This window comes from Novosphingobium sp. UBA1939 (genome assembly GCF_002336885.1).
In the GTDB taxonomy this organism is placed as follows: Bacteria; Pseudomonadota; Alphaproteobacteria; order Sphingomonadales; family Sphingomonadaceae; genus Novosphingobium.
In genome coordinates this window covers 1,589-12,451 of sequence record NZ_DDFB01000123.1, presented here as the reverse complement: position 1 = coordinate 12,451, position 10,863 = coordinate 1,589, and the positions used below count along the sequence as shown (strand labels likewise).

Here is a 10,863-nt window from a genome sequence, read left to right as displayed (position 1 = left end):
TGATCGACGGCGAGGCGCGCGCCGCGCTGAACACCATGCTCGCGGCCATGCGCCATCACGGGCTGATTGGGTGAAAGGTTGTTGCTATTATGCAACAAATAGATGTTTTTGCGTGCTTGCGCGGAAACCTTCCTTTCGATAGTGAGTTTGCGTTGTCCGTAGTGACACCATGGAAAGGGGATTATGATGCGGAAGCTTGCCGTTGTAGTGGCACTTGCCTCCACCGCACTTGCCTCGCCGGCGCTTGCGCGTGACAAGGCGTGGTATGTGGGCGCCGATGCCGGCGGGATGATTGTCGAGGATATCAATTACGATATCGCCGGTGCGCGCACCGGGCTGTCGGGCACCTCGACCGTCAATCACAATTATGGCTATGACGTCGATGGCGTGATCGGCTACGATTTCGGCGGTTTCCGCCTTGAAACCGAGGTCGGCTACCGCTCGGCCAGCCTGGACAGCTATCAGGCGACCGGGGCGACCCCGGTTCCCGGCTTCCCCGACCAGCCCGCAGGCACGTTCAGCAACGTCTATGGCCGTTCGTCGGCGCTCAGCTTCATGCTGAACGGCCTGCTCGATTTCGGTCCGGATGATGGCCTCCAGGGCTTCGTCGGTGGCGGCGCGGGCGTGGCGCGCGTGAAGAGCCGCGTCAAGATCGCCGGCACCGGTGGCTCGACGCTCAACGATTCGGACACCGTGTTCGCTTGGCAGGCCCTGGCTGGCGTTCGCGCGCCGCTCAGCCAGCATGTCGACGTCTCGTTGAAGTATCGCTTCTTCAACGCGGGCGGCGTGAAGCTGACCGACATCGCGGGTTCGGCGTATGACGGCCGCTTCCGGTCGCACAGCCTGTTGCTCGGCCTGGCGTATAACTTCGGTGAGCCGGCTGCTCCGCCGCCGCCGCCGCCGCCTCCGCCCCCGCCGCCGCCTCCCCCGCCGCCTCCGCCGCCTCCGCCGGTGGCCGTGTGCAACAAGGGTCCGTACATCGTGTTCTTCGACTGGGATAAGTCGGACATCACGCCGGAAGCAGCGACCATCCTCGACAACGCGATCACCGCGTATGGCAACTGCAACAGCGTGCCGATCATGCTGGCCGGTTACACCGACCGTTCGGGCACGCCGAAGTACAACCTCGGCCTCTCGGCTCGTCGTAACACCTCGGTCCGTGCGTACCTCACCTCGCACGGTATCCCGGATGGTTCGATCACCAGCCAGGCCTTCGGTGAAGCCAACCCGCGCGTTCCGACCGCGGACGGCGTCCGTGAACTCCAGAACCGTCGCGTGGAAATCACCTACGGTCCGGGTTCGGGCATGTAATTTCAGGCTTTTTGCCGAAATCGAACGAGGGGTCGGAGCAATCCGGCCCCTTTTTCGTTATGGCTGACAAGGCACCATGCCGAGGAGGCCAGAGATGATCCGCTTGACCCGTTCCCTTACGCCGCTGTCATTGACCGCCGTTTCGCTGATAGCGCTGACCGCCTGCGCCACGACAGGACAGGCGGCTACATCCACGGTTCTTGCAACCGCGCCGCTGGCGACCGCGGACGGTCATCCCGCGGGGCGTGCGGAACTGGTGACCAGCGGCGATCATATCCTGTTGCATCTAACCGCATCGGGCCTACCGGCCGGCGCACATGGCGCCCACCTGCATACGACAGGGCGTTGCGAAGCCCCCGGCTTCACGACCGCTGGCGGTCATCTCAATCCGGCCGGGCATCAGCATGGCACCGAAAACCCCGCCGGCCCCCATCTCGGCGATCTGCCCAACCTGATCGTGAAGGACGACGGCACCGGCGAACTGACCGTGCCGGTCAGCGTGGCGCGCGCCGATTTCGATGCCCGCGTGTTCGACCCGGACGGCACCGCCATCGTCATCCACGCGGGGCCGGACGACTACAAGACCGACCCCAGCGGCAACAGCGGCGGCCGCATCGCCTGCGGCGTGTTTGCACACCCCTAGGGTCCTGACCCTAGAGGCGCACCTTCAGAGGCCGTGGTACTGCTTGTACCACGCGACGAAGTTCGGCACGCCAACGTCGATGCTGGTGGTGGGCTGGTAACCCAGGTCGTTCGCGATGGCGTCAATATCGGCAAAGCTCTGGCGAACGTCGCCCGGCTGCATCGGTAGCAGTTCGACCTGCGCCTTGCGGCCGCATTCCGCCTCCAGAATCTCGACCACCTTCATCAGGTGTTCCGAGCGGTGGTTACCGATGTTGTAGAGCCGGTGAGGCTTGAGGCTGCCCCCAGCCTTGGGCGCGCCATCATCGGGCGGCGGGTTGTCGAGGCACGCCATGACGCCGGCGATGATATCGTCGATATACGTGAAATCGCGGTACATATCGCCATGGTTGAACACCGGAATCGGTTCGCCGGCGAGAATTTTGCGCGTGAAGATCCACATCATCATGTCCGGGCGCCCCCACGGACCATAGACCGTGAAGAACCGCAACCCGGTGAGCGGCAGGCGATAGAGATGCGCGTAAGTCTCGCTCATCAGTTCGTCCGCCTTCTTGGTGGCGGCGTAGAGCGACAGCGGATGATCGACGCGATCATCGACCGAGAACGGCAGCTTCTCGTTGCCGCCGTAGACCGAACTGGAGCTGGCATAGACCATATGCTCGACCCCACGGTGGCGGCCGATTTCCAGCAAGTTGAGATGGCCGACGAGGTTCGACTGCACATAGGCATGCGGATTTTCGATCGAGTAACGCACCCCGGCTTGCGCGCCGAGATGGACGATCCGTTCGAACTCCAGGTCATCCAGCGCGATGGTCACCCCTGCCATGTCCGCGAAATCCGCCTTCAGGAACGTGAAACGATTCCCGCCCAGTTCCTTGAGCCGCGCCAGTCGTGCTTCCTTGAGCCGCAGGTCGTAGTAATCGTTCACGCAATCGATCCCGATGACCGTATCGCCGCGAGCGAGCAGTTTCTGCGTCAACGAAAAGCCGATGAAGCCGGCAACGCCGGTAACCAGTACGCGCATCGTGTTCTCCAGACCCCAAGCCGGGGCCGATCCATATGTCAGTCAAAACAGGTTGGGGACAACGCTGGCGAACAGGCAAAGTCTGCCGCGTTCCGCACGGTCAGAGCTTCCAGTCCGCCTTGCCGTTCAGAATGCCCTTGAGATCCGCCAGCGTGCCTCCGGGCGCAACGAGCGCCGCGATGGCATCTTCGCCCATGGCCAGATAGGCCTGATGCGGCACCGCAAGGAGGACAAGATCGTAAGTCCGTTCCAGCGCATCAGCGGAGAGGTCCAGCCCGTATTCGTGCCGCGCCTCGCCGGCATCGGCCATCGGATCATGCACCGTGACCGCGTGCCCCATGCCCGCCAGGGCGTGCACGACATCGGCGACCTTGGAATTGCGCAGATCGGGCACGTTTTCCTTGAAGGTCAGCCCCAGCACCAGCACGCTGCCAGCAGCCCCGCCGCGCTTCGCGTGCAGTTCGTCCGCCACCCATTGCGCCATGGTATCGTTGACGCCGCGCCCGGCAAGGATGACCTGCGGATCGTGCCCCAGCGCCTCGGCCCGGTGCGAGAGATAGTACGGGTCAACGCCGATGCAGTGCCCGCCGACGAGCCCGGGCGTGAACGGCAGGAAGTTCCACTTGGTGCGCGCCGCTTCGAGCACGTCCCACACGGAAATATCCATTTTCGAGAAGATTTGCGCAATCTCGTTCATGAACGCGATGTTGATGTCGCGCTGGGCGTTCTCGATCACCTTGGCCGCTTCGGCCGCCTTGATCGAGGCGGCGCGGAACACGCCGCCGCTGGTGATCGCGCCATAGAGATCGGCAACCCGGTCGAGCACCTCGGGCGTCTGCCCCGATACCACCTTGGTGATCCGGTCGATGGTATGTTCGCGATCGCCCGGATTGATCCGTTCGGGGCTGTAGCCGAGAAAGAAATCCCGGCCGCAGACGAGCCCCGACGCCTCTTCCAGCAATGGCCCGCAAATCTCCTCCGTTACCCCCGGATAGACCGTACTTTCGAACACCACCACCGGTGCGCGCCCTTCCTGCACGGCGGCCGGCAGCAGCGCGCCGACCGTGCGCGAGGCGGCCTCGACAAGGCGCAGGTCCGGGCGATTCGCCGCGTCGATGGGGGTCGGTACGGTCACGATGTAGAAGTCGCTGGGCGGGCAGACCTGCGCATCGCTGGTGACCCCGAGACCCGAGAGCGAAAGCTGCCCGGCCTCGATCTCGCCCGTGCGGTCGTGCCCTTCGGAAAGTTCGGCGATGCGGCGGCGATCGATATCCAGGCCGGTAACGAAGAACTGCCGCGCCAGCGCCACCGCCAGCGGCAGCCCCACATAGCCCAGCCCCACCACGGTCACCCTTGTCGCCGCAGAGACGGAACCATCGGACCGGGGCTGTGGCGTGGCGGCAATCGGCGGGTACATGGCAGTCACAGGCAAGCCTTTCCTTCGCGCGGCGCGCACGCCGCTGTGTGCCCGCTTTAGGCCAAGGCTCTTATTTCGTAGTTAATGGCCCGGCGCGATTTGCCGGCGGATCGGCGCCAATTCATACCGCAAGACGGTTGCCGCACCGACGGCCCCATAACACGGGTTTAACGACTGGGTGATAAGAGCGTGCCGATGACCAAGACCGTCCTCGTCGTATTCGGCACCCGCCCCGAAGCCATCAAGGTGTTTCCCGTAATCCACGCCCTGCGCGCGGACGCGCGCTTTCGCGTGGTGACCTGCGTTTCGGCGCAGCACCGGGGCATGCTGGACCAGGTGCTGGAAATCGCGGGGATCGTGCCCGATCACGATCTGGACCTGATGCGCCCGGACCAGACGCTCGACGGGCTGACCGCCGCACTGCTGACCGGGCTTGGCCGGGTGATGGACGCCGAACAGCCGGACTGGGTGGTGGTCCAGGGCGATACCGCCACGGCCATGGCCGGTGCTCTGGCAGCCTATTACCGCAAGCTGCCGGTGGCGCACATCGAGGCCGGACTGCGCAGCCACAACATCTACCATCCCTGGCCGGAAGAAGTGAACCGCAAGATCATCGGTTCGATCGCGGCGCTCCATTTCGCCCCCACCGAAACCTCCGCCGCGGCGCTCCATGCCGAAAACGTCCCCGCCGACACGGTCCATGTGACCGGCAATACCGTGATCGACGCGCTGCAGTGGATCACCGCGCGGATCGGCGCCGAACCGGCGCTGGCGGCAGGCCTCGGCGAACTGGAAGCACGCTTTGCCGGCAAGCGGATCATCGGCGTGACCAGCCACCGGCGCGAGAACTTCGGCGGCGGCCTGGAAAACATCGCCGAAGCGATCCGCCGCATCGCCGCGCGCGAGGACGTGGCGCTGATCTTCCCCGTCCATCCCAACCCCAACGTGCGCAAGGTGATGGACGCGGCGCTGGCCGGCCTTGCCAACGTGGCGATGATCGAGCCGCTGGACTATCCGCACTTCGCGCGGCTGCTGGCGATCAGCGAGATCATGCTGACCGACAGCGGCGGCGTGCAGGAGGAAGCGCCCGCGCTGGGCAAGCCGGTGTTGGTGATGCGCGAGAAGACCGAACGGCCCGAAGGCGTGGCCGCCGGCACGGCCAGGCTGGTTGGAACCGATGCGGACCGTATCGTTTCCGAAATCTTCACCCTGCTCGACGATAAGGCTGCCTATTCGGCCATGGCGCGCGCCCACAACCCGTTCGGGGATGGGCAGACATCGCGCCGCATCGTGGAGCTTTTGGGACATGTCGAACCAGCCCGGTAACCTCAAAGCCGGTGAAGTGAAGCCGGACGTCTGTGTTGTCGGACTGGGCTATATCGGCCTGCCCACCGCCGCGATCATCGCGCGCGCGGGATGCCGGGTGCTGGGCCTCGACGTGTCGGAACGCGTGGTCGAAACGATCAACCGCGGCGAAATCCATATCGAGGAAGTCGATCTCGACGGGCTGGTGCATGGCGTGGTCCAGCGCGGCCTGCTGCGCGCTGCCACGCGGATCGAGCCTGCCGACGTCTTCGTGATCGCGGTGCCCACGCCCTTCGAGAAGGACGAGCACCACACGCCCGACATCTCCTATGTGCTGGCGGCGGCGACCGAAGTGGCCGCCGTGCTGAAGGCGGGTGATGCGGTCATCCTCGAATCCACCTCTCCGGTGGGCACGACCGAGAAGATGCGCGATCTGATGGCCGGCCTGCGCCCGGACCTGAAGTTTCCGGGCCTGACGCGCGAAACACCCGACGTTTCGATCTCCTACTGCCCCGAACGCGTGCTTCCGGGCCGCATTCTGGAAGAACTGACCAACAACGACCGCTCCATCGGCGGGATTACCCCGCGCTGCGCGCGCAAGGCGCTGGCCTTCTACAAGCGTTTCGTGCGCGGCACCTGCGTGACCACCGATGCCCGTTCGGCCGAGATGACCAAGCTGGTCGAGAACGCCTACCGCGACGTCAACATCGCCTTCGCCAACGAACTGTCGGTGGTGGCGGACAAGATGGGCCTGGACGTGTGGGAAGTGATCCGGCTGGCCAACCGCCATCCGCGCGTCAATATCCTCCAGCCCGGCCCGGGCGTGGGCGGGCACTGCATCGCGGTGGACCCATGGTTTATCGTGCACGGCGCGCCCGAACAGACGCCGCTGATCCGCACCGCGCGCGAAGTGAACGACGGCAAGATGCACCACGTGATCGCCAAGGCCACGGCGCTGCTGGAAGCGCATCCGGGCGAGAAGGTCGCCTGCCTCGGCCTCGCCTTCAAGGCCAACATCGACGATTTCCGCGAAAGCCCGGCGCGCTATGTCGCGGCGACGCTGGCGCGCCGGTTCGGCGATCGCATCAGCGTGGTCGAACCCTATGCCTCCGCCCTGCCGATCGAGTTCACCGACACCGGCGCCGCGCTGATCGACCTCGACACCGCGCTGGAGGATTGCGGCGTGCTGATCGTGCTGGTCGATCACGACGTGTTCCGCGTGGTGCCGCTGGCCGAACGCAGCGGCAAGGCGGTGTATGATACGCGCGGCATCTGGCCCGATCAGCCGGTAGCGGAAGCGCCGGCAGCCGGATCGCTGCGGCTCGCCAGCTAGAACCGCCCTACAGTTCCCCGAGAGGAAAGGCCGGAAGCAGGGTCACCTGCTTCCGGCCTTTGCGCATGGGCCAGCTTGCGGGCGAACCACCGGCCCCGTTGGCGCCCCTTCCGCCGAGGGAGGAGAGGAGGGGGAAAGGGGCGCCGGGGATCGCGTGCGTCAGAAGCGCACGCCGAGCGTGAGATTCCAGGTGCGCGGATCGCCGTAGTACACGGTCTGGATGTTGCCGACCGAGCTGAACTCCTGCCCGTCGGTCTTGTAGAGCGCGTTGCCCACGTTCTTGACCATGCCGCGCAGGTAGAACCGGTCGTAATCGAGCTGGGCATAGACGTTGCCAAGCAGATAGCCGTCCTCGGTCAGGCCGGGACGGTTGTCGACCGAAAGGTACTGCTTGTCGACGAAACGGACATCGCCGCCGAAGCTTAGCGAGGCTTCACCCAGCGGAATGCGGTAGTCCGCGCCGATGCGCATGGTGAGCGGCGGAGCGAAGGCCGGCTTGCAGGTGATCTTCGTGCCAGTGGGGTTGCAGCTGAACGAGGGCGCGCGACGGCCGTCGTTGAACTCCTTGTACTTGGCATCGAGGTAACCGACCGACGCGGTCAGCGTCAGCGGCGTGGACGGGCGCACCGCCGCTTCGAACTCGAAGCCCTGGATGCGCAGCTTGCCCGCGTTGATGACGGGGAAGCTGCCACCGTTGATGCCGGTGTTGCCGCCGCCGACGCGCGCCTGGAAGTCCTTGTAGTCGGAATAGAACGCCGCCGCCGACAGCGAGACGCGCCCGTCCAGGAACGTGCCCTTGGCGCCAGCTTCGTAGGTCCACACCGTTTCCGGCTTGAACGTCGGCACGATCTGCGTGGTGCCGTTCACCGCCAGCGTCACGTCGGCCAGGCTGTTGACGCGGCCGTTGAAACCGCCCGACTTGAAGCCCCGGCTGGCCGAGGCATAGACCAGTGTGTTGGTGGTCGGCTTGTAGCTGAGCGTGGCCGATGGCGTCCACGCATCGTAGCTGACTTCGTCGAGCGTGTTGTACGGCGCCGGCAGGCTGGTTGGGAACGCGAACGTGCTGACGATGCGGATCGCCGGGAACACCGGGCTGGTGGTCGTTGCCGTCGTGGTGCGGAAGTACTTCTTCTTCTCGTGCGTGTAGCGTAGGCCCGCCGTCAGCGCGAGCTTCTCGGTGAAGTTGTAGGTCAGCTGGCCGAACGCGGCATAGCTCTTGGTGTTCTGCCGGTCATCGATCGTGCGCAGGAAGTTCAGCGGTGTCCCGACATACTGGAGGTAGCTGTCGGCATAGGCTTCCTGGTGCGAATTGACCTGTTCGTCGAGGAAGTAGAGCCCGACCACGCCCTTCAGCTTTTCGGTATCCAGCTTGAGCTGCAGTTCCTGGCTGAACTGGTGCTGGCGCGTGCCCACGAACACATCGCCCACTTCCGCCGCCGTGGCATCGATATCGACGTAGAAGTTCGTCTTCAGCTTGCGATAAGCGGTGATCGAGGTGAGCTGGAGGTTGTCGGTCAGATCGACATTGATCGTGCCCGAAAGACCCCAGTGATCGAGCCGCTGGCCTTCGCCGTTCTTGAAGCTGGTGGATGCCGTGTAGTTGTAGCGGCCGGTCGGCGCCGTGGCGATGACGAACGGCGTGACGCTGGTGAACGTGGAATTGTAATTGAAGCCGATAAGGTTGGCCGTGGCCTGCCCCAGCGTGAGCGCGTTGCGCTGGCGGGTGTAGTCGCCCGAGATCAGCACCTCGACCCGGTCGGACGGCTTGGCGCGCAGAATCGCGCGGCCCGACAGGTTGTCGCGATCGTTGTACTTCTTGCCGGTGGCGGGATCGGTGACGATGCCGTCGCGCTTGTCATAGACCCCGGCCAGCGACAGCGCGAGCTTGTCGGTCACCAGCGGCGCGGTGACATAGCCCTTGGCGGTCACTTCGTTGAAGCGGCCATAAGTGAAGGCGCCCTCGCCCCGGATCGTGTCCAGATCAGGCTTCTTCGACACCACGTTGACCGCGCCACCGATGGTGTTCTTGCCGTAAAGCGAGCCCTGCGGCCCGCGCAGCACTTCCACGCGCTGCACGTCGAACAGGTTGAGCAGCGCGCCCTGGATGCGGCTGAGATAGACGCCATCGACATAGACGCCGACGGCAGGGTCGAAGGTCTGCAGCGCATCGGGCTGGCCGATGCCGCGGATGTAGAAATTGGCGGACGAGGCCGAGCCGCGCCCCTGCACGATGTTCACGTTGGGGATCGCGCCCTGAACGCCGGAAAGATCCTTGGCGCCGGCCTTTTCCAGCCCTTCGGTGGACAGGGCGGTGATGGCGATGGGCACGTCGACCAGGCGTTCCTCGCGCTTGCGGGCAACGACGACGATTTCGCCCGAATCATTCGCCGAAGCTTCGGATGCAGCGGCTTCCTGCGCGAAAGCGGGCATGGCGGGCAGCGCAACAAGCGCGGTGGTAGCGGCCGCAAGGGCGCGCACGCGAAAACGGTTCATGGATCAGGCTCCCTCTCACGGACCGATGAAAGGCCCGTCTGCCTGAACCGATATTGAAAGTTGAACCATGTTTCAACTTTTCATTTGAGGCGGATCGAATCCATCGATAGGACGTGGCGAAAGCGCAACAGCCCCGGCACTAAGGACCGGGCTCGGGCGATCGGAGGGACGATCGGCCACGGATGGGAGAGCAGGGTGTCGGTAGATCCGGAAAAGGCGAGCCCCGGCAAGGCTCCGCGTACCGCGCGCGGACGGGAAACGCTGCGGCGCCTGCTCGATGCCGCGGCGGCCGAGTTCGGCGAACGCGGCTTCCACGAAGCCTCGATCAGCGGGATCACCCGCCGCGCGGGAACGGCGCTCGGCAGCTTCTATACCTATTTCGATTCGAAGGACGCGATCTTCACCGCGCTGGTGCGCGACATGTCCGCCCGTGTCGCCACCACCGCGGCCGCGGCCGTCAGCGCGGGAGCAACAGGGCTGGTGCGCGAGCGGGAGGCGCTGGAAGGCTTCCTGCGCTTCGCGCGCGAGCACAAGGAAATCTACCGCATCATCGACGAGGCGGAGTTCGCCGATCCGCAAAGCTACCGCGCGCACTACGAAGGCACCGCACAGCGCATCGCCGCGCGCCTGGACGATGGCGTCGCCCAGGGCACGCTGCGCGCAGGCGATCAGGAAGTGCGGGCCTGGGCGCTGATGGGCATGAACGTGTTCCTGGGCCTGCGCTTCGGCGTGTGGGACGCCAGCCGCCCGGTGGAGGACATCGCCGGGGTGGCCGCGGACCTGCTGCGCGACGGGCTTTCAATCTAGCGCGTCACGCTCCGCCCCGTCCTGCCGGTCGCGCCAGCGCTCCCGGATGCGGTCGGACGTGTCCCGGCTGCCATCGTGGCTCCATCCCGGCTCGCGCACGAGATAGGCCAGCTTGTAGCGCAGCGGCGCGACCGCGAAGTCCTTCAGCATGCCCGCCCATTCGTGGAACACCGACCACCCGATCCCGAACGTGCCGAGTTGGCGGACGATGCCATAGCGGATGCGTTCGTCCTCCAGTTCGGGCTGGAACGTCCGGAACAGGCGATCCCACACGATCAGCGCCCCGGCATAGTTGCGATCGAGATAGACCGGGTTGGTCGCGTGGTGGACCCGGTGATGTGAAGGCGTGTTGAACACCGCCTCGAACCAGCGCGGCATCCGGCCGATCGCCTCGGTGTGAATCCAGAACTGGTAAACCAGATTCACGGCCCCGACCGTCACCAGCATCGCCGGGTGAAAGCCGAGCACCGCCGGCCAGATGCGGAACACGAACGAGAGCGCAACGAAGCCGGTCCAGGTCTGCCGCAGCGC

General features: G+C 65.2%; 10 protein-coding genes. 5 read left to right on the top strand and 5 right to left on the bottom strand.

What is annotated here, in order from left to right; all coding sequences use genetic code 11:
• On the bottom strand, positions 1–224 hold a 224-nt coding region (locus tag B3547_RS16130), incomplete at its 3' end, for a hypothetical protein (RefSeq protein ID WP_292964691.1).
• On the opposite strand from B3547_RS16130, the gene B3547_RS16125 reads away from it, so the two are divergent.
• Together B3547_RS16125 and B3547_RS16120 are read left to right on the top strand one after the other, a co-directional pair.
• A complete protein-coding gene (locus B3547_RS16125) occupies positions 187–1,311 on the top strand; it encodes an OmpA family protein (RefSeq protein ID WP_292964689.1) in 1,125 nt (374 codons plus the stop codon). The two genes, B3547_RS16130 and B3547_RS16125, sit on opposite strands and share 38 nt — an antisense overlap.
• Before the next feature lie 94 nt (positions 1,312–1,405).
• Positions 1,406–1,954, top strand: coding sequence for a superoxide dismutase family protein (locus B3547_RS16120; protein ID WP_125954670.1), 549 nt, complete (start codon positions 1,406–1,408; stop codon positions 1,952–1,954).
• 24 nt (positions 1,955–1,978) lie between these two features.
• On the opposite strand, the gene B3547_RS16115 is transcribed toward B3547_RS16120, so the two are convergent.
• Together B3547_RS16115 and B3547_RS16110 are read right to left on the bottom strand one after the other, a co-directional pair.
• Positions 1,979–2,977, bottom strand: a complete 999-nt coding sequence (locus tag B3547_RS16115) for a GDP-mannose 4,6-dehydratase (RefSeq protein WP_292964686.1) — start codon at positions 2,975–2,977, stop codon at positions 1,979–1,981.
• A gap of 100 nt (positions 2,978–3,077) precedes the next feature.
• A complete protein-coding gene (locus tag B3547_RS16110; protein ID WP_194921426.1) occupies positions 3,078–4,394 on the bottom strand; it encodes a nucleotide sugar dehydrogenase in 1,317 nt (438 codons plus the stop codon).
• Positions 4,395–4,589: 195 nt separating this feature from the next.
• Here B3547_RS16110 and wecB point away from each other — a divergent pair, with 195 nt between their 5' ends.
• Both wecB and wecC read left to right on the top strand, forming a co-directional pair.
• Positions 4,590–5,720, top strand: a complete 1,131-nt coding sequence (gene wecB, locus B3547_RS16105) for a non-hydrolyzing UDP-N-acetylglucosamine 2-epimerase (protein WP_292964684.1) — start codon at positions 4,590–4,592, stop codon at positions 5,718–5,720.
• Positions 5,701–7,032, top strand: a complete 1,332-nt coding sequence (gene wecC, locus B3547_RS16100; RefSeq protein ID WP_125954667.1) for a UDP-N-acetyl-D-mannosamine dehydrogenase — start codon at positions 5,701–5,703, stop codon at positions 7,030–7,032. The genes wecB and wecC overlap by 20 nt, the downstream gene beginning before the upstream one ends.
• A gap of 159 nt (positions 7,033–7,191) precedes the next feature.
• Here wecC and B3547_RS16095 read toward each other — a convergent pair whose 3' ends face one another.
• On the bottom strand, positions 7,192–9,525 hold the full coding sequence (locus B3547_RS16095; RefSeq protein WP_124810641.1) for a TonB-dependent receptor: 2,334 nt from the start codon (positions 9,523–9,525) through the stop codon (positions 7,192–7,194).
• Between the two features lie 195 nt (positions 9,526–9,720).
• Between B3547_RS16095 and B3547_RS16090 the strand changes: the two genes are divergently transcribed.
• Positions 9,721–10,332 (top strand): TetR/AcrR family transcriptional regulator, encoded by a 612-nt coding sequence (locus B3547_RS16090; RefSeq protein WP_124810642.1) that lies wholly within the window; start codon positions 9,721–9,723, stop codon positions 10,330–10,332.
• On the opposite strand, the gene B3547_RS16085 is transcribed toward B3547_RS16090, so the two are convergent.
• Positions 10,324–10,863: sterol desaturase family protein (locus tag B3547_RS16085; RefSeq protein ID WP_292964679.1), on the bottom strand; the 540-nt coding region annotated here is incomplete at its 5' end. The genes B3547_RS16090 and B3547_RS16085 overlap by 9 nt on opposite strands.

Coding starts and splice junctions, on each gene's coding strand:
- B3547_RS16125 (WP_292964689.1), top strand. CDS start 187: ATGCGGAAGCTTGCCGTTGTAGTGGCACTTGCCTCCACCGCACTTGCC.
- B3547_RS16120 (WP_125954670.1), top strand. CDS start 1,406: ATGATCCGCTTGACCCGTTCCCTTACGCCGCTGTCATTGACCGCCGTT.
- B3547_RS16115 (WP_292964686.1), bottom strand. CDS start 2,977: ATGCGCGTACTGGTTACCGGCGTTGCCGGCTTCATCGGCTTTTCGTTG.
- B3547_RS16110 (WP_194921426.1), bottom strand. CDS start 4,394: ATGTACCCGCCGATTGCCGCCACGCCACAGCCCCGGTCCGATGGTTCC.
- wecB (WP_292964684.1), top strand. CDS start 4,590: ATGACCAAGACCGTCCTCGTCGTATTCGGCACCCGCCCCGAAGCCATC.
- wecC (WP_125954667.1), top strand. CDS start 5,701: ATGTCGAACCAGCCCGGTAACCTCAAAGCCGGTGAAGTGAAGCCGGAC.
- B3547_RS16095 (WP_124810641.1), bottom strand. CDS start 9,525: ATGAACCGTTTTCGCGTGCGCGCCCTTGCGGCCGCTACCACCGCGCTT.